This is a genomic window from Kiritimatiellia bacterium (assembly GCA_018001225.1).
In the GTDB taxonomy this organism is placed as follows: domain Bacteria; phylum Verrucomicrobiota; class Kiritimatiellia; order CAIQIC01; family JAGNIJ01; genus JAGNIJ01.
The window spans coordinates 19,714-46,380 of the sequence record JAGNIJ010000037.1; the positions used below are offsets into that span (position 1 = coordinate 19,714).

17 protein-coding genes are annotated in these 26,667 nt (G+C 67.3%); 9 read left to right on the plus strand and 8 right to left on the minus strand.

Annotated elements, in window-relative coordinates; all coding sequences use genetic code 11:
• The first annotated feature begins 5 nt into the window (after nucleotides 1-5).
• Together KA248_11935 and KA248_11940 are read left to right on the plus strand one after the other, a co-directional pair.
• Nucleotides 6-5,837 (plus strand): hypothetical protein, encoded by a 5,832-nt coding sequence (locus KA248_11935; protein ID MBP7830616.1) that lies wholly within the window; start codon nucleotides 6-8, stop codon nucleotides 5,835-5,837.
• A gap of 11 nt (nucleotides 5,838-5,848) precedes the next feature.
• Nucleotides 5,849-6,511, plus strand: a complete 663-nt coding sequence (locus KA248_11940; protein ID MBP7830617.1) for a hypothetical protein — start codon at nucleotides 5,849-5,851, stop codon at nucleotides 6,509-6,511.
• 51 nt (nucleotides 6,512-6,562) lie between these two features.
• On the opposite strand, the gene KA248_11945 is transcribed toward KA248_11940, so the two are convergent.
• Nucleotides 6,563-9,466 carry a hypothetical protein gene (locus KA248_11945; protein MBP7830618.1) on the minus strand — a complete coding sequence of 968 codons (2,904 nt, stop codon included), beginning with the start codon at nucleotides 9,464-9,466 and terminating at the stop codon, nucleotides 6,563-6,565.
• A 69-nt stretch (nucleotides 9,467-9,535) separates the two neighbouring features.
• Nucleotides 9,536-10,729 (minus strand): aminotransferase class I/II-fold pyridoxal phosphate-dependent enzyme, encoded by a 1,194-nt coding sequence (locus tag KA248_11950; GenBank protein ID MBP7830619.1) that lies wholly within the window; start codon nucleotides 10,727-10,729, stop codon nucleotides 9,536-9,538.
• Between the two features lie 87 nt (nucleotides 10,730-10,816).
• Here KA248_11950 and KA248_11955 point away from each other — a divergent pair, with 87 nt between their 5' ends.
• The 3 genes from KA248_11955 to KA248_11965 all read left to right on the plus strand — a co-directional run bounded on the left by KA248_11955 (nucleotide 10,817) and on the right by KA248_11965 (nucleotide 14,714).
• Nucleotides 10,817-13,180 (plus strand): hypothetical protein, encoded by a 2,364-nt coding sequence (locus KA248_11955; GenBank protein MBP7830620.1) that lies wholly within the window; start codon nucleotides 10,817-10,819, stop codon nucleotides 13,178-13,180.
• Nucleotides 13,181-13,396: 216 nt separating this feature from the next.
• Nucleotides 13,397-14,485, plus strand: coding sequence for a permease (locus KA248_11960; protein ID MBP7830621.1), 1,089 nt, complete (start codon nucleotides 13,397-13,399; stop codon nucleotides 14,483-14,485).
• Nucleotides 14,427-14,714, plus strand: a complete 288-nt coding sequence (locus KA248_11965) for a metal-sensitive transcriptional regulator (protein ID MBP7830622.1) — start codon at nucleotides 14,427-14,429, stop codon at nucleotides 14,712-14,714. The genes KA248_11960 and KA248_11965 overlap by 59 nt, the downstream gene beginning before the upstream one ends.
• A gap of 92 nt (nucleotides 14,715-14,806) precedes the next feature.
• Here KA248_11965 and KA248_11970 read toward each other — a convergent pair whose 3' ends face one another.
• Entirely contained in the window at nucleotides 14,807-15,742 is a 936-nt protein-coding gene (locus KA248_11970) for a PEGA domain-containing protein (protein ID MBP7830623.1), read from the minus strand.
• 142 nt (nucleotides 15,743-15,884) lie between these two features.
• On the opposite strand from KA248_11970, the gene KA248_11975 reads away from it, so the two are divergent.
• Nucleotides 15,885-17,084 carry a tetratricopeptide repeat protein gene (locus KA248_11975; GenBank protein ID MBP7830624.1) on the plus strand — a complete coding sequence of 400 codons (1,200 nt, stop codon included), beginning with the start codon at nucleotides 15,885-15,887 and terminating at the stop codon, nucleotides 17,082-17,084.
• An 18-nt stretch (nucleotides 17,085-17,102) separates the two neighbouring features.
• Nucleotides 17,103-18,638 (plus strand): YifB family Mg chelatase-like AAA ATPase, encoded by a 1,536-nt coding sequence (locus tag KA248_11980; GenBank protein MBP7830625.1) that lies wholly within the window; start codon nucleotides 17,103-17,105, stop codon nucleotides 18,636-18,638.
• Nucleotides 18,639-18,684: 46 nt separating this feature from the next.
• Here KA248_11980 and KA248_11985 read toward each other — a convergent pair whose 3' ends face one another.
• The 3 genes from KA248_11985 to KA248_11995 form a co-directional block, all read right to left on the minus strand.
• The gene (locus tag KA248_11985) at nucleotides 18,685-20,034 is read right to left on the minus strand and encodes a hypothetical protein (GenBank protein ID MBP7830626.1); all 1,350 of its coding nucleotides are present in this window, start codon (nucleotides 20,032-20,034) and stop codon (nucleotides 18,685-18,687) included.
• Between the two features lie 193 nt (nucleotides 20,035-20,227).
• Nucleotides 20,228-21,499 (minus strand): hypothetical protein, encoded by a 1,272-nt coding sequence (locus tag KA248_11990; protein MBP7830627.1) that lies wholly within the window; start codon nucleotides 21,497-21,499, stop codon nucleotides 20,228-20,230.
• Between the two features lie 67 nt (nucleotides 21,500-21,566).
• The gene (locus KA248_11995) at nucleotides 21,567-22,436 is read right to left on the minus strand and encodes a polyprenyl synthetase family protein (GenBank protein ID MBP7830628.1); all 870 of its coding nucleotides are present in this window, start codon (nucleotides 22,434-22,436) and stop codon (nucleotides 21,567-21,569) included.
• Between the two features lie 140 nt (nucleotides 22,437-22,576).
• Between KA248_11995 and KA248_12000 the strand changes: the two genes are divergently transcribed.
• Complete coding sequence (locus KA248_12000; protein ID MBP7830629.1) at nucleotides 22,577-24,250, plus strand: 2,3-bisphosphoglycerate-independent phosphoglycerate mutase; 1,674 nt, start codon at nucleotides 22,577-22,579, stop codon at nucleotides 24,248-24,250.
• Between the two features lie 42 nt (nucleotides 24,251-24,292).
• Here the strand turns inward: KA248_12000 and KA248_12005 are convergent, their stop codons facing one another.
• The gene (locus KA248_12005; protein ID MBP7830630.1) at nucleotides 24,293-24,910 is read right to left on the minus strand and encodes a thermonuclease family protein; all 618 of its coding nucleotides are present in this window, start codon (nucleotides 24,908-24,910) and stop codon (nucleotides 24,293-24,295) included.
• Nucleotides 24,911-25,076: 166 nt separating this feature from the next.
• On the opposite strand from KA248_12005, the gene KA248_12010 reads away from it, so the two are divergent.
• Nucleotides 25,077-25,223, plus strand: a complete 147-nt coding sequence (locus KA248_12010) for a hypothetical protein (protein ID MBP7830631.1) — start codon at nucleotides 25,077-25,079, stop codon at nucleotides 25,221-25,223.
• A gap of 350 nt (nucleotides 25,224-25,573) precedes the next feature.
• Here KA248_12010 and KA248_12015 read toward each other — a convergent pair whose 3' ends face one another.
• Nucleotides 25,574-26,272, minus strand: a complete 699-nt coding sequence (locus KA248_12015; protein MBP7830632.1) for a HAMP domain-containing histidine kinase — start codon at nucleotides 26,270-26,272, stop codon at nucleotides 25,574-25,576.
• Between the last annotated feature and the right edge of the window lie 395 nt (nucleotides 26,273-26,667).

The window sequence follows — 26,667 nt, forward strand, 5'->3', positions numbered from 1 at the left end:
GCATCATGCGAAGGCTTACCAGGCTGGGCACAATCGCCGCGATCATTCTGCTCATGCGACCCATCCCCTCCGCGGCGACGGAACACGCGGCCAATGGCTGGCTTGTTAAGAAGTGGTCCCGCGAGACGTCCTGCCGCTGCGGCGACGTGATCCGCTACTACATCCTCGTCCAGCGCACGGGCGGCAATGCCGATAACGTCGTTATCAATGACGGCCGGCCGGCGGCCTCCACCGGCTACGTCCCCGGCAGCATCGTCTCGATGCCGAGCATCCCCTACAGCGGCGGGAGCACGGACACCTACGTGGCCTGGAATCACACGATGAACCAGGGCGACATCTTCGTGGCCCAGTACGATGTCCAGCTTTCGACGCCGCTCTACACCGGCCAGCGGATCCGCAACTACGTGCAGGTGAACAAAGACCCCTACGATGCCAACTATCACATCTCCGCGGATTACGACCTGTGGGCCGCGATGGGCAACTACACGCGCGGCGCCAAGCGGAACAGCGGCGCCGCGGGGGAGCCGGTCAACGCCGCCACGGGCGAGTACTTCCTCGAGCCGCTCACGGACCTCGACCTCGGCGGTCCCCTGCCGCTGCGCTTCACGCGCTGGTACGGCTCCGCGCTCAACGACCCGGGATTCGACACGATCGGCAGCGCGCTGGGCATGAACTGGATGCACAACTTCGAGGTGCAGGCGTTCAAGCCGGCGTCCTCCTGGAGCATGTTCGTCATCGCCGAGGGGGGCAAGCAGGTCTATTTCACCGAGGTCTACAGCAACAGTTCCTCCTCGTGGTCCCTCAACTTCGAGCAGGAGCCCGTCCCCTACGAGTTCAAGTACGACGGCGCGGATTTCTGGTTCCTCGATCCCGAGCGGGAGCGGGCCTACCGCTTCGACGCCACAACCCGGTCCTACGCCAAGGAGGTCGTGGACCGCAACGGCAACGCCCTCCTCATCCAGCGGCGGTCCGACATGCGGGTGACCAACGTCACGGACGGCCTCGGGCGCAGCCTGCGCTTCGAGTACAATGCCGCCAGCAACCTCGTGGGCGTGACGGACGGCGCGCGGGCCGTGTCATTCGGCCAGGACACGAACGGCTACCTCGTCGCTTTCACCAACGCCCTGGGCGGGGCCACGCAGTACGCCTACGATCCGGTCTTTTCCCACATCGGCCTCAACGAGGCGCTGATGACTTCGATCCAGTACCCGCGCGGGAACATCCCATACACGCAGACCTACGACATCAACGGCCAGGTCGTGGCGCAGGCCGACGCGTACGGGAACAACTCGGCCTTCGCGTACACGCCGCCGACCACCGGCGTCACCCAGGTGACCGATCCCTCGGGGACCTTCGCGCAGACGCACTACGACCGGCGCCAGGTCGCGGAATTCACCGACCAGGCCAGCAACACGTTCCGCATAGGTTACCACTTGCGCGACGTGCCCACGAACCTGGTGGACCGGCAGGGCTTCGAAACGGCGTTCGCCTACGAGGAGGACAGCCGCCGGCTCACGGAATACGTGGACGCCGGGGGCCGGACCACCCTTTTCACCTACGCCTGGACCGAGCAAACCTTTACCAGCAGCGAGACGGGGAGCAACGTGGTCTTCCGGTTCCGCGACCTGACCGGCGTGACCCACCCCGACGGGACCACGGAGCAGTTCCATCGCGACGGGCGCGGCAACGTCACGAACTACGTGGACCGGGCCGGGGCCACCTGGCGGATCACGTACAACAGCCGCGGCCAGCCGCTGACGCTCGTCAACCCGCGCGGCGGGGTCCAGGCCTGGGCCTACAACGCCGACGGCACGCTGGCGTCGGCCAGCAACACCGACGCGGGGCCCGTGACCTTCAGCTACGACGCCCTGCGGCGCCGGACGAAGTCCACGTATCCCGACGGCGCCTCGGAATCGCTGGAGCTCGACGCGCTGGACCGGGTCACCCGGGCGACCAACGGCTACGGGCAGGCGACGGCTTTCGCGTTCGATGCGAACAGCGTGCCGACCGGGAACACCGATCCCGCGGGCCGCATTTTGACTCACCTGACCGATTTGCTCGATCGCCGCACGAACACGGCGGACAACCTCGGCCCCCTGCGGACGGCGACGTACGACGCCATGGGCCGGCTCGCGACGGAAACCGATCCCGCCGGCACGACGACGTACGGCTACGACTTGCGCGGCTGGCCGACCAGCGTGTCCCGCGGCGGGCGGACGCGGCAGCGCCGCTACGATGCCGACGGCCGGGTCACGAATACGGTCTCCCCGCTGGGAAATACGGTGACTTACCGGCGCGACGCACGGGGGCTTCCGACGCAGATCGTGGACCCGCTCTCACGCACCAGCTCACTGGCGTACGACGCCATGGGCCGGTTGGTCTCCGCGGCCGATCCGCTCGGGAACAAGATGAGCTTCGGCTACGACGCCGCGGGACGACCGGTGAGCATGACCAATCCCGTCGGCGCTTCGGCCTCGATCGAGCGTGATGCGGCGGGGCAGGTCATCCGCCAGACCGATTTCGACAACAACGCCTGGACGTTCGGCCGCAGCCCGATGGGGCTCTTGACGGCCGTGACGAATCCCCTGGCCCAGGTCACGCGCTTCACGTACGACACATCCGGCCGACCGGCGCAGCGCGACCACGCCGACGGAACGCACGAGACGTGGGCCTACGACGCCATGGACCGGGTGCGCATGCATACCGACCGCGGCACCAATGCGTGGTCCTACGGTTACGACGCGCTCGGCCGCCTCGTCGCCGCCACCAACCCGGCCGGCGGCGTGACCCGGTATGCCTATAACCTCGATGGAACGGCGGACTCGGCCAGCGACTCGGACACCGGGCCGGTGTCCAACCGCTACGACGCGGCGCGCCGGCGGGTCCAGACCCTCCTGCCCGGCGGCGCGGCCGTGTCGTTCGCCTACAACACGAACGACGAGATCGTCGCGGTGACCGACGCGAACGGCTGGACGAGCCGGTTCGACTACGACACCGACGGGCGGCTGACGGCGGCGACGGACCCCTACTCCAACCAGACCCGCTACGTCTACGACGCCGCGGGCCGCCTGACGAGCGTGGTGAACCGGGTCGGGGGCACGACGCGCTTCGAGTACGACGCGGCCGGGCGGCTCGTCGCGGCAACCGATCCGGCGGGCGTGCTGACCGTGTACAGCAACGACGCCGCGGGCCGGCGCGTGTCCGCCACCGTCGGGGGGCGCACGTGGCGCGTGGCCTACAACGGGTCGGGCTTCGCCACGAGTTCCGTGACGCCGCTGGGCCGGTCGAATCGGATCGTGCCCGACGCGCTGCAGAGGCCCGCGGCGCTCGTGGACGCGCTGGGCCGGAGCCACACCGTCACGCGCGACAGCCTGGGCCGGGTCACGGCAGTGACCGATCCCCTCGGCCTCTCGGCCACCTTCGCGTACGAGAGCCGCGGCCGGCTCGCCTCCGCCGCGGGCAGCGGCCAGGCCCCGGCGCTGTACGAGTACGATGCGCTCGGTGCGCTGACCCGTCTCACGGACCCCAACAGCAACGCCTGGACATTCGGCTATTCGGCGATGGGGGCCGCGCTGTTCGCGGCGGACCCGCTGGGCCGGACCAACCGCTTCACGCGCAACGCACGCGGCCAGGTCACGCGCGTGACCTTCACCGATGAAAGCTGGGCGGACCTGTCCTACGCCCCGGCGGGACAGGTCACCGGCACGGTGCACTCGACCGGCGAGAGCTACGGGTTCAGCTACGACCGGCGGGGCGACTGGGCGGGGGCCCACGGCATCGCGGTTCAGCGCGACGCCGAGGGGCGAGTCACCAACACCGTCTCCACGGCCGACGGCCGGGCGTTCTCCGCGGCCTACGACGCCGCGGGCCGGCTGGTCTCGGCGGGATACGACAACGGGGCGTTCCAGGTGAACTACACGTACGACCCGGCGAGCGGCCTGCTCACGGGCGTGAGCGACACGTTGAGCGGCGCGTCGGTCTCGTTCCAGTACGACGCCGATTCCCGGCTGACGGGCCTCGCGCGCGGCAACGGCGTCCACACGACCTACGAGTACGACGACGCGGACCAGGTCGCGCGGATTGCCCACGGGTCGCTGATCGATCTCCGGTACGGATATGACCTCGCGGGCCGGGTAACGGGCCTGGTCAGCACCGCGCCGGTTGCGGCCTTCGGCGGCGTGGCGACGCTCGTCACGGGGACGACATACGACGCGGCCGCGCAGGCGTCTTCGGCGGGCTACCGCTACGACTCGCGGGGGAGGCTGACCAACGCACCCGGACACACGTTTGCCTGGAACGGCGCCTCGCGGCTGACCGGCGCGGACGGGGCGGGCCTGGCCTACAACGGACTGGGCGGGCTTGTCACGCGGACGGAAGCGGGGACTTCGACGCGGTTCTACTACAACCACGGTCTCGGTCTGGCCCCGATCGTCGCCGAGCGAAACGACACGGCAGGGACGTTCGCGCGGTACTACGTCTGGACGCCCCGCGGGGTTCTGCTCTACATGATTGACGTCGCCGCGGGCCACAAGCCGCGCTACGGGCACTTCGACCGCGTCGGCTCTACCGTCGCCCTGACGGACGAGGCCGGCGCGGTGACGGACGCCTACGCGTACACGCCGTTCGGGCAGATCGCGGGGCGGCTGGGCGCGTCCAGCCAGCCGTTCACGTACATCGGCGCGTGGGGCGTCCGCCGGGAAGGGAACGGCGCGCTGTACCAGATGCGCGAGCGCTACTACGACGCGGCGCTCGGCCGGTTCCTGTCGCCCGAACCGCTCTGGCCACAGATTCGCCGGCCCAAGGCGCTCAATCCCTACCAGTACGCCGGCGCGGACCCGGTCCGGCGGATGGATCCGACCGGCCTGGACGACGAACCGATCGGCGTGTTCGTCAATTCCAATACCAAGTCCATTCAGTTCATTGATCCGTTGAGTTTATCGCAGCTCGAGCAGTCGTTCTACTGGCGCGTGGACGAGGTGAGCGACGCGCCGTCTCCACCCGCCGGCGACGTCTGGAGCTTCGGGGAACATCAGAGCGTATGGCTCCCTCCCCAACCGCCCGCCGGGCAGTTCTGGACGTATCAGCCGCCGGTCAATCCGTTCGGCGCGATCGACACGCCCACGCCCGGGCCGGCGCGCTCAAAAAAACCACTAAAAGGATTGGCTATTATCGACTTAGGCGACGGCGGTGTCGTGATCGGGGAACCCTACCCGCCGTATCAGGATTCCCTCCATCCTCCCTTCCAGCCGCCTGAATTCCCGCAGCCGCCCGCCGGGCAGTTCTGGGTTTATACTCCGCCGGTCAATCCGTTCGGCTCGCTGGACACGCCGGCAAGCGGGCCCACTCGCTCCTCGATACCCGTGACCGGCTGGGTTCTGGACGACATCGGTCCGGGGGCCCTCCCCGGCCCTCACTACATGCCGGGCCCGGGGAATCCTTTTGGGCAGACGTATTACTGGCGGGTGGATGAAGTGGGCGACGCGCCGCAGCCGCCGGCCGGAAGTGTCTGGAGCTTCTCCCCGAGAGGCTATCTCGACCCGTACTGCCATCAGCGGCCAAGGAACACGAGTCCGCAGGGCTCCCACGGGCCTTACCGGGGCGGCCGCCCGCCCAACACGGGCATAGGTATTCCTCCAAAGCGGGGCACCAGCCAGTTGTTCGGCGTGGACACCATCGCGCTGGATCCGGTCGGAAACTACCTCTATGTCGCCAACCCGACCGCGTCCGGGGGATTATCCACACTGTCCATCATTGATCTAACGGCCCAGAACCAGGTGAATTACATGCCGGGTTCCGGCATCCCGACAGGCATCGCGTTCAGCACCATCAAGGATTGAGGAGGGAACCCATGAACACCATCCAACGCCTCCGCCTGGCCACGACAACGCTCATCCTCCTGGCTTCGTCGAGTCGGGCCGCGCAGGAGAGCGTCGCCTACACCTACGACGACTCCGGGCGCCTCGTGACGGCCGCCTGGTCCATGGGCTGTTCCAATGCCGCGGCGCATTACCAGTACGACGCGAACGGCAGCCGGACGGGCACGATCCACGTCGCCGCGAACGACACGAGCGTGGACACGGACGGCGACGGCATGCCGGACCTCGGCGAGCTGGCCTTCTTCGGCGGGCTGAACGCGGACGGCGCAGGCGATCCCGACGGGGACGGCCTCGTCACCAGCAACGAGCTGGCGCTCCTGGGGAATCCCTTCCGGGCCGATACGGACGAGGACGAGATGAGCGACCTGGACGAAGCCATCGCGGGAACCCGGCTGAACGATCCGCTTTCCTTCTTCGCCCTCCTGCGCTTGTCGGTGGCCACGGGCGGCGTGTCGCGGGCGAGTTGGGACGCCCGGGCCGGCCGGACCTACCAGCTGGAAACGAGCGCGGGCCCGCTGGCGGCGTGGACGAACATCGGGGCGCCCTACGTCAGCACCCACGACGGCTCCTACTCGGCCGAGCAGCCGCTCGGGACCGCCGTCCTGTACCGGGCGCGGGTGCGGCTGACGGAATGAGTCCCGGAGGCGGGACACCCGCGTCCCGCCTCGCCAAGCGCCGCGGGGGCTCTACTTCGACCGCGACCGCACCCGGTAGAAGAGGCCCGTGTACGAGTTGAGGCCGAGCCAGCGGCCGAGGTCGTAGTACTGGCATTCCGGCTCGCTGGGAATGATCTTGGCATAGGAGGTCCAGTTCGCCCCCGGCCCGAGCGCCGTGGAGACCTCGATTTCGTTGGTCGCCCCCGCGCTCAAGTTGACCAGGCCCAGGACCGGCCCGCCGAAGTCCGCGTCCCACGCCACGGAATCCACGACGGGCAGCGCCTCGGTCATGCCCAGTACGTACCCGTAGGCCCCGGCGCTCCACGCGCCGTTGCCGTTTTCGTTGTACGCGCGGACGAAATAGTAATAGCCCCGGTCGATCTGCGCGGTGTTGTCGTAGTAAACAACCTGCGTGGTGTCATTCTCAATGATCGTGGCCAGGGCGGGATTGTTGGTCTCGCCCCGCGCGACATCATAGTGATCCGCCACCGGCAGGCCGACCCAGCTCACAAACACGCTGGAATACTGGCCCTGGCTGGCCAGGACGATCGGCGCGGGCGGGGGCAGGTTGTTTTCCGCGTACCCGGAATCCACGGCGCTGAAGGCGCTGGTGATCCCGCTGTCCACCACGGTGACCTGGTAGTAGTAGAGCCGGCCCGGCGTGATGCCCACGTCGGCGATCGACTTGGTGGGCTCGTTGTACGCGATGCGGGTGGCCCCGGCCATGCTGTTGTTCGTGCTCCGCCAGACGGAATAGACGCCCGGCGCGGCCTCCCAGGTCACCACGACCCGGTCGGCGTGCGCGCCGTCCGTGGCCACGACGTTGGACGGCGCGAGGAGCGCCCACGACGTGTAGCCCTTCGTCGCGTCGCTCCAGTTGCCCTGCATGACCCCGTTGGTCGCCCGGACGAAGTAGTAGTTCGTCTGGCCGGGCACGACATTCAGGTCCCCGAACCCGATCCGCGAACCGGGCACGTTGGTAACGTGCGTGGCCCCCTCGCCGTTGGGCTGGACGCTGCGCCAGACCTCGTAGCCGGTCGTCCGCGCCGTCGGCAGCCAGAGAACCAGGATGCGATCGAGGAAGGAACCCTGGCTGGCAAAAACCGTCGGGGCCGCCGGCCGGAAGACATTCATGAACCCGGAGTCGCCCCGGCTCCAATCGCTCGTCTTCGAGCCGTCCGTCGCCCGAATCCAGTACCAGTAGATGGTGCCCAGCATGGCATCCCAATCCTGGTAGGCCGTGCCGTTCACGTCTCCGTCCAGCAGGTCGGCGCTGTCCGGGGTCACCAGTTCGCTCCTCCAGACCTCGTACCTTGTGGCGCCCTCCACGGCGTCCCAGGCCACGTACACGATGTGGTTGAACAGCCCGTCCGTGGCCCGGACGTTTTCCGGCGGCTCGGGCGCCGGGTCGCTGACCGCGGCGTACCCCGTGTTCGGCGTGCTGTAGTCGCCCCAGCCGTCTTCGTTCTCGGCGCGGACCCAGTAATAATAGACCGTGCCGGGCACGGCGGATTCGTCGTCAATGGTGTCGTAATTCGGGCCTGTCGTGCGGACGGTGGTCGCGCCGCCCGTATCGTTGATCGTGTGGCGGTACACCCGGTGGCGCGTCGCCCCGCCCACGGGATTCCATTGCACTTTTACGTGGTCGGTATAGGCCCCGTCGCTGGCCTGGACTCCCGTCGGCGCGGCCGGCGGCTCCAGCGCGCGGGCGGCCCAGCCCTCGTCGCCGACGCTGTAGGGGCTCAACCCGTCGGCGTTTCCGGCGCGGACGAAGTAGTAGTAGATCACCTCCGGCAAGGCGCCGGCATGGGAGTACTGGCCGTCCAGGTCGCGATCCTTGACCAGCAGCGCCCCCTCCGGGGTATTCTGAATATTGCACCACACCTGGTAGTAGTCGGCATCCTGCTGCGTGTTCCATTCCACGAGGACGGAATCGGTATACGTCCCGTTGCTCGCGTGCACGCCCGTCGGCTGGGCCGGCGGCGCGGCGCCGGCGACGGCGGGATCCATCACGGTGACGGTGTAGTTGAAGGTGCGCGGCGACCCGCCGATCAGCACGTTGTTGATCTGCACGGCGTACACATCGTCATCGCCGGGATTGGGCCAGACGTACGTGTCGGGATGCCCTTCGGGCCGCCAGACCAGCGTTTCTTCGCCCGGGGACGCGGTCGGCGTCTCCAGGGTCACGAAGATGGGGCTGCCGTTCTTCGTCATGGTCACCGTCGCGCCGCTGAAATCCGCCTGGTAGTAGCCGAACGACCAGTATGCGTACACGACCTGGTATGGGACATACCCGGCCGGCGGCCAGGCGGTGTAGCCCAGGCCGTGCGGCGGCGGGACTTCGCCATTGTGGCTGTCCCAGGCCTGGATGGCCGAGGCGGGCGTGGCGCCGGCGTCCGGGATATCGCCCGTGCCCATCTTCCGGTTGTTGGGAAAGAGGAGCCACCGGCGATGCCCGCACTCCGGGCTGCCGCGATCCCGCATGAACTCGCTCACCGCCGTCCAGCCATAGTACCCTTGATACAGGATGGACTCGGCGCAGCCGGCCGCGCCCTCCGCCGTGTAGCAGGGCCAGCTGGGCTGGGGATAGTGCGGGCTCTCGTCCCCCGTGTAGCGGCTGCGGATCAGGGCCGCCTTCTGGCAACGGGCGTTGTACGCCGCATCGAAGGTCACCTCCGCCAGGCCGGCCATCCGCCGGAAGTAATTGATGCGGAGCAGGACGTCGTCCTTGAAGGCCTGCGAGGTCGTGCCCTCGATGCAGTTGTCGTCGTCGCCCGTCCAGTTGATCGGCGCGTCGGGGGCGAGGTAAACGTCGTTATAGAAATCGCGGACGGACTCCCGGTCGAAATTGTCCACGGTCAGGGCGAGCGAGGACGACGGCAGGAGCAGGGCCAGCGCACACCACGCCCGGCCTGCGGCGAAAAGCGATTTCATAGAAGCCTCCCTCTTACGGGGGCATTCTGCGCTTTCGCGGGAGGCGTGGGAAGCTTTTTTTTGACCCGGTCAGGACTCCCAGTACGCCTTCAGCTTCGCCAGCCCCTCGCGGATGCGGTCCACGTGGATGCCGGAGAAGGCGAACCGGATGAAGACCCGGTCCTCGCCCGGCAGGGGCCTGCCGAAGTGGCTGCGCGAGCAGAAGGAGATGCCCGTTTCGCGCAGGGTGTCCAGGCGGAACTTCTGCTGGTCGGTGTACCCGCGGCGCCGGAAGACCTCGGTGACGTCCGGGAACAGGTAGAAGGTGACCTCGGGGTTGTATACCGTGACGCCCTTGATGCCGCGCAGGGCCGCCACCAGCACGTCGCGCCGCTCCTTGAGCACGCGGTTGATCTCCAGCGCGCCGGACTGGTCGCCCTTGAGCGCCTCGACGCCGGCGTACTGGATGAACTGGCAGGAGCAGGACTCCTGGTTGACGTTGAGCTTGTTGATGACGTCGATCACGGCCTTCGGGCCCAGCGCGCCGCCGAGCCGCCAGCCGGTCATGGCGTAGCGCTTGGAGAAGGACATCAGGATCACCGACCGCTCCTGCATGCCCGGCAGGCTGGTGATGCTCTTACTCTTGCCCGAGTAGCGCGTGTGGAAGTAGGGCTCGTCCGCGAGCACCCACAGGTTGTGCCGCATGCAGAAATCGGCCAGCCACTGCATCTCCTCGTCGCTGGATTCCGCGCCCAGCGGGTTCTGGCCGTTGTTGTACACAAGGCACTTCGTGCGCTTGTTGACCGCCGCCTCGAGCTTGTCGCGCTGGATCTCGAAGCCGTTCTTCGTCATCGTGTAGCCGTACGGGACGGCGACGCCGCCGAGGAACTGGATCTGCGACTCGTAGATCGGGTAGCCCGGGTTCGGGTAGAGCACCTCGTCGCCCTCGTTCATCAGGGCCTGGAAGAACTTGCCGATCACCGGCTTGCCGCCGGGTTGCACGGAGACGTTCTCCATCTTGAAGGCGATGCCGCGGTTCTTGCCCAGGTCCGCCGCGATGACCTCGCGCAGTTCCGGGATGCCGGCCGCGGGGCAGTAGCCCGTCTTGCCGTCCAGCATCGCCTTGTTCGCCGCCTCGATGATGTTCAGCGGCGTGCGGATGTTCATGTCGCCCAGGTGAAACGGGTACACGTCGTGCCCCTTCGCCGCCCACGCCCGGGCATCCTCCGACACCGCGAACGCCGTCTCCGTGCCCAGCCGCTCGATCCGCTTCGCTATAGCCATGGTGGCCTCCCTTGTCTTGATTTATGTAATGTTTCAGTTTACAGCAGAAGCGGGAAAACTGTACAAGGTAAAAAACGGAGAATGCCCATGTCATCGACTATTTCCAAACGAGCCGTCTGGATCAATATGGCCGAGCGCGCCGGCGACCAACCCCCCATCGCCGCGTCCGAACTCGCCGCCTTCGATTTCTTCGACCTGGTCTACCGGGCCCTCGTGGCCATCCTCTACAACTTCGTCCCCGGCTCCGGCCATCCCGGCGGATCCATTTCGTCCGGCCGGATCGTCCAGTCGCTGATGTTCCACACGATGGACTACGACGTCTCCGACCCCGAGTCGCCGACCGCCGACCTGATCTCCTACGCGGCCGGCCACAAGGCGCTGGGCCTGTATGGCTTGTGGGCCCTGCGCAACGAGGTCGTCCGCGTCGCCCGGCCGGACCTGCTGCCGGCCAATCCCCACATGCAGTTCCGCCTCGAGGACTTGCTGGGCTTCCGCCGCAATCCCGTGAACGAGACGCCGCTCTTCCGGCAGTTCGGCGCGCGGGCGCTCGACGGCCACCCCACCCCGGCCACGCCCTTCCTCAAGCTCTCCACCGGCGCCTCGGGCGTCGGCGACTGCTCGACCACCGGCCTCGCGCTGGCCGCGATGGACATCTACCGCGACGACCCGCCGCGCGTGCACATGATCGAGGGCGAAGGCGGCATGACCCCCGGCCGCGTCTCCGAGGTCATGGCCTGCGCCGCGACGACCGGCCTCAAAAACCTGTTCATGCACCTCGACTGGAACCAGGCGTCCATCGACAGCAACCGCGTCTGCCGCGAGGACGGAAATCCGGGCGACTACGTCCAGTGGGACCCCGCCGAGTTCGCCTACGCGCAGGACTGGAACGTGGTCTACGTCCCGGACGGCAAGGATTTCCGCATGGTGCTCCTCGCCCAGCGGCGAGCCCTGGAGTTCATCACCAGCGGCCAGCCGACGGCGATCGTGTACCGGACGGTCAAGGGCTGGCAGTACGGCATCGAGGGCAAGGCCTCGCACGGCGCCGGCCACAAGTTCTGCTCCGAGGGCTTCCAGAACGCCATCGCCCCGCTCCTGGGCCAGGTCGGCGCGCGCCTCCCGCTGTGCCCGTCCGACGCCCAGCGATGCGCCGGCGTGGACCCGGTCACCATCGAGGCCTGCTACTGGGACGCGCTGAAGGTCGTCCGCGAGGTCCTCGAGGCCAACCGCGACAAGATCCAGATCCTCGGCGACAACCTCGCCACCTCCCGCGAGCGGCTGCAGAAGCGCGCGCGCCAGCCGCGCGCCAACGCGCCGCGCCTCGGCGTGCTCTTCGATCCGAACGTCGTGGACCCGAACAAGGCGCCGGCGGAACTCGAGCTGAAGCCGGGCGCCAAGCTCACCATTCGCGAGGCGCTGGGCAACGCCCTCGGCTGGCTCAACCGCCAGTCCGGCGGCGCGGTCCTCGCCGCCGCGGCGGACCTGATGGGCTCGACCTCGACCTCGAACGTCGGCAAGGGCTTCCCGGAAGGCTTCCTCGATTTCCGCAAGAATCCCGACGCCCGGCTGGTCAGCATCGGCGGCATCTGCGAGGACGCGATCGCCGGCGTGCTCTCCGGCGTCGCGGCCTACGGCTGGCACACGGGCGCGGGCTCGTCCTACGGCGCGTTCATGGCGCCCCTGTCGCACATCGCCGCCCGCCTCCACGCCATCGGCAGCCAGTCGCGGCAGCAGCTGCTCCCCGACTACAAATTCCATCCCTTCTTCGTCGTCTGCGCCCACGCCGGGCTCAAGACCGGCGAGGACGGGCCGACCCATGCCTGCCCGCAGCCGCTCCAGCTGTTCCAGGAAAACTTCGTCAAGGGCACGATGATCACCCTGACGCCCTGGGAACCGGCGGAAATCTGGCCGCTGGTCGCCGCCGCCCTGCGCGCCCGCCCGGCGGTGATCGCGCCGTTCGTCACGCGGCCGGTGGAGGCGGTCCCCGACCGCGCCGCGCTGAAATTCGCCCCGGCGACAGACGCCGCGAAAGGCGTCTACGCCCTGCGCCGCGCCGATCCGAAGCGGAAGAGCGACGGCACGATCGTCCTGCAGGAGAGCGGCGTCATGTACGCCTTCGCCGAGCAGGCCCTGCCCCTCATCGACAAGGAAGGCTTCAACCTGAACCTCTTCTACGTCGCCAGCGCCGAGCTGTTCGACGCCCTCCCGGCCGCGGAGCGCGATGCGATCTTCCCGGAAGATCTCGCGCGCGAGGCCATGGGCATCACCGGCTTCACCCTGCCGACGATGTACCGGTGGATCCTCTCGCGGGCCGGCCGCGAGCGGACGCTCTACCCGTTCCGGCGAGGGCACTACCTCGGCAGCGGCCAGGCCGCCGCCGTGCTCAAGGAAGCGCGCCTCGACGGCGAGAGCCAGTTCCAGGCCATCGCGGAGTACGTCAAGAGCCGCCGGTAGGCCCAACTGCGCGCGTAAGGATTGCGCAATCCCTGCGCACGGCGCTGCCCTTGCGGCTCGCGCGGACGCTCGCCCTCCATAACGCTCTCTATACTATGCAGATAGGGTCCTCGTCTGGAGGGCGAGCGGCGCGAGATCATCAGGGTCAAGGGTTCTTACGCGCGGATCATGGCCCCACGGGCTTGCTTCTATACCCCCTTGGGGTATATTGAGGCCATGAACACGGCCCTCGGCATCCTGGCGGAGTTCTGGGCGGTGCTGGCGGAAATGGCGCCGTACCTGCTGTTCGGCTTCTTCGTCGCGGGCCTGCTGTCCCTCGTCCTCTCGGCCCGGACGGTCGAGCGCCACCTGGGCGGGCGCGGCCTGGGCCCGATCGTCAAGGCGTCGTTCTGGGGCGTGCCCATGCCCCTGTGCTCGTGCAGCGTGATCCCGGTGGCCACGTCGCTCCGCCGGCACGGCGCGAGCCGCGGGGCGACGGCGGCGTTCCTGCTCTCGACGCCCCAGACGGGCGTGGACAGCCTCCTGGTCACGTACAGCCTGCTCGGCCCGGTCTTCGCGGTGTTCCGGCCGATCGCCGCGTTCGTCTCCGGCCTGCTCGGCGGCTACCTCGTGGAAGCCTTCGGCGGAAACCCGACCGAGCCCCCGGCCGCCGAACACTGCGCGTGCGCCGGGTGCGCGCCGGCCGGCGGCCTGCAGCGGTTGGCCCAGGGCCTGCGACACGGGTTCGTCACGCTGCCGCGCGATATCGGCAAGGAACTGCTCGTCGGCCTGGCGCTCGCCGGCTTGATCGCCGCCCTGCTGCCGGAGACTTTTTTCGCCGACGTCCTGAAGCCGGGGCCGCTGCAGGTCCTGGCGATGATGGCGCTGGGCATTCCGCTCTACGTGTGCGCCACGGCCTCGGTCCCGATCGCGGCGGCCCTGATCGCCAAGGGCGTGTCGCCGGGCGCGGCGTTCGCGTTTCTCGTCACCGGCCCCGCGACCAACGCGGCGACCCTGCTGACCCTGCGCAAGCTGCTCGGCGGGCGGGCGGCGGCGCTCTACCTCGGGACCATCGTCGCCACCGCGCTCGGGGGCTGGCTGCTCCTGGACGGGCTGTTCACGGTCGGCGGCCTGCCGGCCCTGCACGCGGACCACGCCATGCTGCCCGCCGCCGTACGGCAGGCCGCCGCCATCATCCTGCTCGCCGTGCTGCTCGCGCCCCGGCTGATGCCGCGGCGGCCGGCCGAACCATCCAGGGAGGACTCCGATGAAGACGAAGCACAAAACCACCCACGAGGAAAACCTGGCCCGGCTGGCGCGGATTGAAGGCCAGTTGCGGGGCGTGCGGCGCATGGTCGAGGAGGGCGCCTACTGCGTGGACATCATCACGCAGGTCCAGGCCGTCTGCGCGGCCCTGCAGGCCGTCGGCCGGAAGATCCTGCGCAAGCACATGGAGCACTGCGTGTCCGAGGCCCTGCAGGGCGGCTCGAAAGAAAATATCCGGCGCAAGATCGGGGAAGTGATCTCGATCCTCGAGCGCGGCGGCAAGCTGTAGCCGTCGGCCCGGGCTTTCCAAGCATTGGAAAAAACGAGGGCCGGTTTTCCAGGCATTGGAAAACCGGCCTCCTTGAAGTTGGCGCGGGTTCGTTATTCCGCCAGCGGGGTGATGACGATCCCCGGCTCGCCGATGACGACGTTCATCCGCACCTTCTCGAGGATGTCCTTCCATTCCTCGGCGGACATCTCCGTGCGCATCATGGGCACCTCGATGGCGGAGTCCTGCTCGAGCAGGATCCGCTTCGTGATGTCGCGGTGGCCGGGTTTGCCGACGGTCAGGACGTGGTCGCCCTTGTAGACCTCGAAGTTCTCCAGCGGGGTGCTGCCGACGAGAAGGCCGTCGATTTCGACCAGGGCCGGGTCGGCGGAACTCCGGACGCTGATCTTCACGCGCGGCCGGGCGGCCTGCGCGGCCTCGCGCTGCTCGAGCCGGGACTGCAGTTCCGGCACCACCTGCTCGATGGCCTTGTCCAGCAGGCCCAGGGCGTCATCCTCGGAGAGCGTCGTGAAGTGCTCGGCGGTCTGGCGGAACTGGCCGGAGGCGGCGCCGTCGGCCATGGCGATCACCGTGCCGTCGACGGGGTCGACGGCCTGGACGCTCACGCGGAGCGAGAGGGTGACAAACTCGGTCTCGTAGCCGCCCTGGCGGACGACCTGCTTGCCGGGGGAGAAGCTCAACAGGCTGCCGCGCAGGACCACGTCCATGTTGAGCGCCTGGGCCGCGTGCAGGAAGGACGGCTTGGTCGGGGTCGGCCGGCCCATGTCGGTGGGCTTGAGCTGGTCGATCTGGTTGATGAAGTCGCGCCGGTCCACGAGCACGAAGGTCCCGGCGTCGAGCAGGCGCCGGCCGAGCAGGTCGAGCCCCTTGTCGGCCAGGGCGCCGGACTTGATGGCGCCGCCGAGGAGCGCATCGGAGGCCTGCCCGGTACGGTCCTCGAAATCCAGGACGGCCACTTTCACGGGTTCCGCCCAGCCGACCAGGACGGGCATCATCATCAGCACTGCCGCGATCGCATATTTTTTCATGGTTCTGTCCTCCACCCGGTTTAGACGCCGGGGATGTCCTTCTATTCAGCCCCTATCATGCCCCGCGGAAAGAGGACGCGCAATGCCGGAAAAGAGGGCTCGCCGAGGGGGCCGGGTCATGTTAAGAAAAGGGGGAGAAGGCATGAACTTCCCGATCGGCAAGGCGTGGGCAGCGGCGGCGATTCTCCTGGCGGGCGGACCGGCCGCGCCGGCGGAAAGCGAACCGCCCGAATTCTCCACGAACTGGACCAACCTGAACGACATCGCGCGCTTCCATGCCGAGGAGACGGAGTACCTGCTCCAGAAAAAAGACCTGGACGGGGCCAGCCTGGAAGTGCAGCAGGCCTTGAGCATGGTGCCGGATCATCCCACGCTGTTGCGGTGGGCGGCCGACCTGTACACCGAGCGCGGCCAGTACGCGATGGCGGAGAGCTACTGGGCCCGCCTGTCGGAACTGTACCCGACCAACGCATGGGTGTTCGCCCGCTGGGGAGACGTCTTCTTCCAGTTGGACCGGTTTGACCGGGCGGAACAGGCCCTGGCCCGGGCGCTGGAACTGGATCCCGACACGCTGCCGGCGCGCTATCAGTTGGCCTGCATACACCTGATGAAAGGCCGCCGCGCCCGCGCGCAGGGTCTTCTAAAGGACCTGCCGCTCACCTCCGTGATACGGATCGCCGACTGGATCGAGATCGATGCCGAACTACTTCCCGACCGGATGGGCCACCTGGCTTTCGAGTCCGTGGTGCTCCTGGCGCTGGGCGCCCCGCCTGCGGAGCCGGGCGCCGAAACCACGCCCGACTGGGCAGGGCGCATGGCCGCTGTGAAGGAAGCGCTGACCCGCGCGCTCGCGGCGCGGGACGCGCAGCAATGGGCGGATCTCCGGGAAAGCCTGGAAACGGCCATGAGCGCCGGGTTGCGGGTCCCGGAAGCCCGGCGCGATCTCGCCCTGGCGCTCTATCACCTCGGCGAAAAGGCCCGCGCCCTCGACGAATTCGACCGATTGGAAAAAGAGTATCCGGATTTTCCCGGCGTGCAGGGCCGGTATGGGCAACTGCTGCTGGAGGAGGGCCGGTTCGACCTGGCCGCGGCGGCGCTGGAAAAGGCGCGCCGGCAAGACCCCGCGGATACTGAATCCGCCTTCGCGCTGATCTGCGCCTACGCGGGCCTGAACCGCTTCACCGATGCCCGGGACACCGCGCGACCGCTGCCGCCCAGGCAGGCCCGGCAAATCGGCGCGTGGATCGCGGAAGGACACCGTTACGCCCGGCACCTGGAGGGGAACACGGAGTTGAGGGATTGGCTGCAATCCCTCGGGCCTCAATCCGCAAAAACCCAGTAGACAGGGAGCAACCACCGCATGCTGGCCAGGATCAGGTCCGGAGCCGTGTTCGGCGTGGAGGCCTTCGCCGTGGAAATCGAGGTCCACGCCGGGCGGGGCGACCCCGCCACCATCATCGTGGGCCTGCCGGACACCGCCGTCAAGGAGAGCAAGGACCGGGTGCACACCGCCCTGATCAATTCCGGCTTCATGCCGCCGCGGGGCCGGACGACGATCAACCTGGCGCCGGCCGACGTGAAAAAGGAGGGCCCAAGCTTCGATCTGCCCATTGCGCTGGGCATGCTGGTGGCCGAAGAGGAACTCGGCCAGGAGCGCCTGGACGGGCTCTGCGTGCTGGGCGAACTGGCCTTGAGCGGCGAGATCCGGCGGGTCCGGGGCGTGCTGCCGATCGCCATCGAGGCCCGGGCTTCCGGGTGCCGGGGCATGATGGTGCCGGAGGACAACGCCGAGGAAGCCGCCGTCGTGGAAGGCCTGCCGGTCTACCCGGTCCGGACGCTCCGGCAGGCGGCCGATTTTCTCGCCGGCACGCTGGCCCTGGAGCCCCATCGCTTGGACGCGCGGGCGATTTTCGACGAGGCGGCGCACGGCGAAGAGGATTTCGCGGAGGTCAAGGGCCAGGAGTCGGCCAAGCGCGCCTTCGAGGTGGCCGTGGCGGGCGGCCACAACATCCTGACCCTGGGCCCGCCGGGCACGGGCAAGACCATGCTCGCGCGGCGCGTCCCGTCGATCCTGCCGCCGATGACCCTGGACGAGGCCCTGGAAACGACCAAGATCCACAGCATCGCGGGCGTCCTGGCCCCGCACCAGGCGCTGGTGGTCCAGCGTCCGTTCCGGGCCCCGCACCACACGGTGTCGGACGCGGGCCTGCTGGGCGGGGGCTCGCATCCCATGCCGGGCGAGGTCAGCCTGTCGCATAATGGGGTGCTTTTCCTTGACGAGTTGCCGGAATTTCACCGCAACGTGCTCGAGGTCCTGCGCCAGCCGCTGGAGGACGGGCACGTCACGATATCCCGCGCGGCGGCCAGCGTGACCTTCCCGTCGCGCTTCATGCTGATCGCCGCCATGAACCCCTGCCCGTGCGGCTTCTTCGGCGACACGCGGAAGGAATGCCGCTGCAGCCCGATCCAGATCGAGCGCTATCGCCGCCGGATCTCCGGCCCGCTGCTGGACCGGATCGACATCCACGTCGAGGTGCCGGCCGTCGCCTACACGGAGCTGTCCCGCGCGGAGCCGGGGGAGCCGTCCGCCGCGATCCGCGGGCGCATCCTGCGCGCGCGGGACATCCAGCGGCGGCGTTTCGAGGGCTTGAAGCGCGTGTACTGCAACGCCATGATGCGGCCACGCGACATCCACAAGCATTGCCCTGTCGAGGAGGAGGCCCAGCACCTTCTGAAAATGGCCCTCGCCGAACTGCATTTCAGCGCCCGGACCTACGACCGGATCCTGAAAGTCGCGCGAACCATCGCTGACCTCGAAGGATCGGACGTGCTGCGGACCCCGCACGTGTCGGAGGCGATCCAGTACCGCTCCCTGGACCGGCGTTACTGGGTATGAAAAAGGCGCGGGTGCAACCCCGCGCCCTCCCCGCTCGATCCCCCGGCTACCGGGGTTCGGCGAGCATGATCTGGGACTTCCCCTCCTGTTGCACCTGCCAGATCACGCGGCGGCCCGCCGTGCGGGGCTCGCGGTCCTCGACCTCGTTGTAACTCAAGCGGCCGGGGGTCGACCCCACCTGCCCCTCCTCGTTGACCATGGCGATATAATCCCCCGTTTCCAGGTCCCAGGCGAAGATTTCCGAGTCCCAGTTGTCGTAGTAGGCCATCCAGCAGATGAGGCCGTCGCGGATGTCGGGATTCACGTCGTCGTGGCGGTTGCTCGTGAGTTTGACGGTCTTCGTCCCGTCGAAGAGGTAGATCTCGAAATCGTCCCCGTCGAAGCCCTGCCAGACCACCTTGCCGTTCCAGATGCGAGGGTTGGTGTCATCCCAGGGGTTGTCGCTCAAGCGCTGGAATCGCCCATCCTTCCACAGGTACACCTCCGCGTCGGCGCCGGGATAGGCCTCCCAGGCAATCTGCCCGTCCCAGATCACGGGCGAGACATCGTCGTACCGGTTGCTGGTGACCTGGAGCGTCGTGCCGGCGGCGAAGTCGTGGAGGTAAATCTCGTAGTCGTTGCCGTCCCAGCCGTACCACGCGATCTGCGTCCCCTGGACCTGGGGCGACATGTCGTAGAAGAAATTGGTGGTCAACTGGTACATGTTGCCGTCATTCCAGACCATGATTTCCCAGCCGAACGGGAACCCCTTGGCTTTCTGCCAGGCCAGCGTGCGGCCCCACAGGCTGACGCTATAGTCGTTTCGCGAATCAAAGTTGATCCGCTTGATCTCGTCGCCAAACCAGACGACAGGCTCCATTTCCCCGCTGGGATGCCGGCGCACGGCATCCGGGGCCGTTTCTTTGGAGCCTTCGAGCGGCTCGGCCTCAAGCGCGGGGACGGGCTCCGCAGGAACTTCAGCGACCGGGCCATTCGTTTCGACGCCCTGCGGCATCTTATTGGTGGCCATGAACTGGGGAATGGCCACCAGTTCCTCGTACGGCACATCCCGGACAGCATCCGGCACCTCTTTCAGCACCCAGTTGTACTCGTCCGCTTTCGGCATGGCGTAACTCCCGATCCACGCCACCCAATTGCTGTAGACGGTGGGCCGGTAGTGCGTGGTCCCGGCCGGGACATTGCCGCCGGTCAGCGAGCGCTGCTGCCCGTTCTCGAAGAGGTGAATTTCGGACGCGCTCTCCTCTCCGTCCGTCGAGATATACGCGGACCAGGCCGCGAATCCAGTTTCAGAAATGACGGGATCGCGGTTGAAGAAATTCTCGTTGGAGATCTGCCGGACCGTGTACTCCGCCGGCGCGGCCAGACCGGCCGACGAATACAGGGAGAAGATGAGCATAACCCACCCTCTCGCGCTGCGAAGACAGCGTTCTATCCGGTGCACGCTCATGCCAATAAATTACAGTCTCCCGTTCCGCAACAGGCGTAATTGCGGACGGTCCACACTTGCAAAAAGTGATTCATACTAGTGCAACCCCGCATGGAGTGCAACCTTAACCAACAGGGAAAAACAGGGCGGGCAGGCGTCTGGCTTATGGAGCGCCTGGCGCCGGGGCCCCTTCCGGCGCCGCGGCCGCAGGCGCCGCCGGCGTCTCACTGGGAGCCGGCGTCGCGGTTTCCGAACCGAGCGGGGGCAGATTGGTGGTGGCGGGAATGGGCCAATCCGGGCCCCATTCGTGCTGGGCACTCCAGTAATGCAGCGGATACGTGGTCGGCAATTCGGGACTGGAATTCCTCAAGCGGGCATCGACCAGGCGCGGATCCAACCGCTCGTCCTCGATGCCCTGCATGCCCACGAGGTCGCGGCTCATGCGCTCGATGGACTTGAGAATCGCGTTGATCATCACCCGGTCGAACGTGGAACTCATGCGAATGATGCTAAACTCCTGCTCCAGCGTCGCCTGCTCGAGCGTTTTGACCATTTCAACCGCCCACCAGTCGTACTTGTCAAAACCGTATTGATCCTTCCTCTTCACGCCGCCCCACTTCGTCCGCAGGCCCGCTTCCGCTGCCGTCTTCATGTCGGCGAAAAGGTTGAGCGCGTATCGCGAGGAACGGGCGGAGGGGGTCAGCACCAGGATGTCGCAGCGCCCGTCGTTGTGCGCCAGGTATCCCTTGACCACCACGGCCTGCACGTGGTTGCGCAACTGCGGGGGCACGGCCTGGCGGGGGTCCGGCAGCACGAGACTGAAGTACAGGGGCTCCTGGAGGTGGGCCACCAGCATCATGATCTCGCCGGAGAATATGGAGTCCAGGATCTGGCGCTGCCGCTCCGTGGCCGCCTCGTCGGCGCCGAACACGATGATGTCGCGCCCGAGAAACCCGATGGCCAGGTTGCCCAACGTCCACAGGTCGCTGTCGATCTGCTGGAAGAAATAACCGTGACGGTGGAAGCCCGGGCGCTTGCGGGCCGCCGGGAATCCCCCGACGGCGTGGACGATCACGTCGGACACCGTCCCGTCGTCCTCGAGATGGTAGGTCACCAGCAGGGCCGTGATCTCGCCGGCCGTCAGCGTGGAGTCCTGGGCCATCCCCTGCTGCACGACTTTTTTCAGTTGATCGAGCAGTTCGGGATTGTCGCCGAAGATGGTCTGGAGGTAATCCACGGAGAACGTTTCCGTGGCCGGCTTTTCGCCGATCGTCTGGCCGGTTTCGACCAGGTAGCGGATCCGGTCCTGGAAATCGGCGCCCACGGACCAGACCCGGGAGGCGCGGTATACCACATGCCCTAGCGCGCCGGCCACGACCAGGACCGTGAGCACGATCACCCACATCACCCAGCTTTTTCCGCGAGCCCAACGCATAGGATTTTCCCTAAAAATACATATATACCCGGAATATCGCCGCCGATCAAGTCCGCCGCGACGGCATTTACAATGCCGCATCGCACCGCAAGTTGTGATCGAGGACGGGCCGGAGGTCCTGCTCCACGTACCGGGCCCAGGCTTCCTTGGCCGCCGGCCAACCGGCCAGCGTCTCGATCGAGCGTCCGAGCAGGGTCTCGAGGTAGCGGGGCACATCGACGCCGGACTCCGTCGCGGCCCGGAAGGCCGTCGCCTTGTTCCGGCCCGCGTCGCTGCCCAGGGTCTTGCCGGCGGTTTCCGGATCGCCCTGGACATCCAGGAAGTCGTCGGCCAGTTGGTACGCCGTGCCCACCAGGTAGCCGCTCTCGCGCAGGGCGTCCCGGAGCGCCGGATCGGAACCCGCCCCGGCCACGGCCGACAGGGCAAACAAGGCCCCCGTCTTGCGCCGGGCGATATCCACGCACGCTTCCCAGGTGGAAGGCGCACCGCGCCGCATCAGCTCCTGCTCCGATTCCGCCTCGCAGACATGGGCGGTCAGACGGATCGCTTCCTGCAACAGGTTCCCCCGGGCGGGAGCGGACAGCAACCGCAGCGCCAGTAGCAGCATCAGGTCGCCCAGCAGGATCGCGCCGGGGATGCCTTGCTCCACCCAGAAAGCCGGCAGACCGCGGCGAAGGTGGCCGCCGTCAATGACGTCGTCATGCAGCAGGCTGGCGGCGTGAATCATTTCGATGGCGCAACAGGCGTCGATGAGAAACTCGGGGTCCGCGTGGAGTGCCGCGCCCACCCGCCACGCCAAGCGGCTGCGCAACATCTTGCCCTGGACCAGCAGCCGGCGGTAGCCGGCCACCAGCGGACCGACGGCCGTACCGGTCATCACCTGCATTAGGCGGGCCCGCACGGCCTCTACGTGCTCTTCCAGCCGCTCATCGCTCATGCCGCCAAGCTACCCGACAACGCGGGAGGCGTCAACCTGCTCCGAATCGGCCCTTGCGCGAACCCGCCGGACGGGGCATATTGAGCGGCCCTGAAGGCGCGGCCGCGCGGCGCGGCGCGCCGCAACCCGGAGAATCAGCCATGGAAAGCCTGAAATCGCTCGACGGCTACCGGGGCCCCAAAGGCCCGGTGGTCCTCATGATCATGGACGGCATCGGCATCGGCCGATACGAAGAAGGCGACTTCGTCCGGGCGGCCTCTACGCCGCACATGGACTGGCTCCGCGCCCACGCGGTGTTCACCCGGCTCAAGGCCCACGGCGTGGCGGTCGGCATGCCCAGCGACGAGGACATGGGCAACAGCGAGATCGGGCACAACGCCATCGGCTGCGGCCGGGTGTTCGACCAGGGCGCCAGCCTCGTCAACAAGGCCATCGAGAGCCGCGCGCTATTCGATGGCGCGGCCTGGAAGGAACTCGTCGCCCGCTGCGTCGAACGGTCATCCGCGCTGCATTTCCTCGGCCTCTTCTCCGACGGCAACGTGCACAGCCACATCAACCATCTCGAGGCCATGCTGCGCGAGGCCAGGGCCGCCGGCGTGAAAACGGCGCGCGTCCACCTCCTGCTCGACGGGCGCGACGTGCCGCCCCAGTCCGCGCTGGTGTACGTCGACCGGCTGGAGGCCTTCCTGAAGGAACTCAACACCGACGGGACCGTGGATTTCGCCATCGCCTCCGGCGGCGGCCGCATGAAGATCACGATGGACCGTTACGAGGCGGACTGGGACATGGTCAAGCGAGGCTGGGACATACACGTCCGCGGCGAGGGCCCGGCCTTCCCGTCGGCGCGCGCGGCGATCGAGGCCGCCCGCGCGGAGAACCCGGCCATCATTGACCAGGACCTTCCTCCCTTCGTGATCACCCGGGACGGGCAGCCGGTCGGCCCGGTCCGCGACGGCGACAGCGTGATCTTCTTCAACTTCCGCGGCGACCGGGCCATCGAGATCAGCCGGGCCTTCGAGGAGAACTCCTTCGTCCGGTTCGACCGCTCCCCGCGGCCGGACGTGCTGTACGCCGGGATGATGCAGTACGACGGCGACACGGGCATCCCGCATCGGTTCCTCGTCCCGCCGCCGGGCATCGACCGGACGATGGGCGAATACCTCGCCGTCACCGGGGTCCGGCAGCTCGCCATCAGCGAGACGCAGAAGTTCGGGCACGTGACCTACTTCTTCAACGGCAACCGGTCCGGCCAGTTCGACGACAAACTGGAAACCTACGTCGAGGTGCCTTCCGACCGCGTCCCGTTCGAGGAGCGGCCGTGGATGAAAGCGGCGGAGATCACGGACAAGGTGATCGAGGCCATCGAGCGGAAGCGCAACAAGTACCGCTTCATCCGGTTGAACTACGCCAACGGCGACATGGTGGGCCACACCGGCGTAACGCAGGCCGTGCGGATCGCCGTCGAAACCGTGGACCTGGGCCTGGGCCGGGTCATGCGGGCCGTGGAGAGGGCCGGCGGGATTCTCATCGCCACGGCCGACCACGGCAACGCGGACGACATGTACGAGCACGACAAGAAGACCGGCGCGGTGGTCATGGATCCGCGCACCGGCCAGCCGAAGCAGCGCACGGCCCACTCGCTCAACCCGGTTCCCTGCTACATCTACGATCCGTCGGGCGCGTCATGCGTCCGGTTGTCCGCGGCGGCGCAGGCCGGCGGGCTCGGCATCAGCAGCCTGGCCGCGACGTGCCTGAAGCTGCTGGGCTACGAACCGCCGCAGGATTACACGCCTTCGATCGTGGACGCGGGCTGAACGCCGGCGTCACCGAAGCCGGCTGCGGCGCCGGGAGCGCGTTCATTTCGCGGCGGACAGGCCATAGATGCCCTTGCGCTGGGCCTTCGCTTCCGCGTTGACCTGGGCATAGCGCTCCTTGCGGGGATGCGGCTCCGGTCGCGGGTACACCAGCCCGTTGCGTATCAGCATCTCGCAGATATCCTTGCCGCCGACCTCGATGTAGGCCAGCACGCGGCCGAAGGAATCGTATTCCACCTTGCCCCGGGGGAACACGATCTTCACGTCCTTCCCGGTCAGCATGATGTCCATCTGGCGGATAACGACCTGGCTGATCTGGAGCAGGGCCGCGGGCTTGATCTTCAGCATCTCGGCCTGTTCCCGGAGCTTCTTGTTCTCCTTTTTCTCGGGCGCGTCGATGCCGGCCATGCGCACCTTGTTGGTGCCGTACAGCCAGTGAATGACGATGGTATCCGTGTCCACCACCCGCAGGCAGCGCGCCGGCATGGCCGACGACCCAGAGGCTTCCCAACGGCGGACGAGGTACCCGGCGGCAAAGCCGATGCCGAGGCAAAGCAGGCAGAGGATGATGGTGATCACCGCGCCGCCGGTTCTCCGGACAGGACTCAAGGCCGCGCCGCCCTTCTGGAGCCAGCTCCCGGATTCGAACCGGGGGCCCACCGATTACCAATCAAAGGATGGAGCACTGTTTTCAATATCTTCTGCTTTAATGTCCCTGACAAGTTCCTAGCCTATTCGTCATCCTGCCATATATAAGTACTCAAAAGAATCGAGTGACGCGATGACAAAACGGCTTCGCCGCAGGCCCCTCTGCCGCCGAGGCCATGTGTGGCGGCTGAAACATATCCCGATCCTGGAAACAGAGAACAAGGCCGAGGCAGAATCGAAGCGCTTCGAAATCGGCTACCCGGTGTTGCGGGCCCAGGAAGCGGATGCCATGGCCGTACGGGCGGGACGCCTGGCTGCAGTTTAAAAAAAAGAGCAGGAGAAGCGCGATCCGGCGTTGAAGAGAACCGACACGCCGCCTGCGCATGCAAACGCGACCGCCCGCCCGGATTCTGGCGAGCGCACGCTGGCCGGTGGCGAAGCCTCCTGGAAAAAAGTCCGCGCGCGGATGAAGACCACGCACCCCGATGTAGCGGCCAGGAGGGAGATCAACGAGGAAATCACCCCTTCTTGCGCCAAATCCCTGGCGGCAACCGGGGTTGCCGTCCTTCTTGCGCGTCGTGCATCGCGGAAACGTGGGCCTCCATGGCCACCCGGCACCAAACGCGGGAAGGGGGCCGATCGATGGGGCAAAGAGGTCCAACGCATCTGCAGTTCTTATCCACTGCAGATCGGCAATCGAAGGGTGACGGTGGTGCCGAATCCTGTTCGGTGGGTCCATTCCAGGCAGCCGCCGTGTTCCCGCACAATGCGCTGCACGATGCCCATCCCCAGGCCACTCCCTTCTGCATTGCCGCAGGTAAAGGACGGTTCAAGGGCGCGTGGCGGTACTTCAGCGTCCATCCCGCGCCCGCTGTCCATGACGCGCACCACGGCCAGTTCCTGGTCCCGCTTCAGGTGGATGGTCACTTCGCCCGCGCGGCCCATGTAGGCATCCACCGCATTGATCAGAAGATTCTGCAGCGCTCGCGCCAACTCGAGCCGGTCGCCTTGTACATGCACATCCTTCGGTTCCAGGACGACCCATACATCCACACCCTTGTATTTGGCCCAGGACGAGACAACCTCCGACAGCTCCTGGAGAATCTGGGTCAGGGAAAGCCGCTCCCGGACTTTACACTTCTTTGGCGCCCGGAGGTTCAAGGACCCCGTCTTCTCCGTACAGCTTGGCAGGCTTTGCTCCACAGCGCGCAGGTTCTCGTTAATTTCCGGCTCGCGGGTCTCGGACACCACCCCCTGCCCGTTTAATGGGCGCCCCAGGACACAAAGGAATCCCCTGGCCATGGTCAGCGAGTCGCGCAGGTCGTGCGGCCACTCGGCCCTTTGCCGCGAAGTATCCGAAGACGGCCCCGGCATACCCCTCTTCTGTCCGCCTGCGTCCGCGTGTGGTCCGGTTGTGTTCATAGTGCGTGTTTCTTTCCGCCCCGGATGGCGGCCGGGACGCTCCAGGGGGGATTGAAAAACCGCGGGGTGATATCCAGGAACACCGGCTCACGCTGTTCTTCCGGCGGGACGGCCCCGCCGCCACCAGGTTCACCGCGTACGGCGGCCCCTTCTCCGCCCATCCCGCGAACAACACCCCGATCCAGACCCGGGCATTCCGCCACGCCCTCTCATCCCGCCGCGCCCCTTCGGAAGAAACGCCGCCCCACCAGCGCGGCCAACACCAGCACCCCCGTGCCCGGCTCTGGAATAGCGCTGTCCGGCGGGTCCGGCGGATTATCGTTGTTATGCCGGAAGTTATCCAGCGC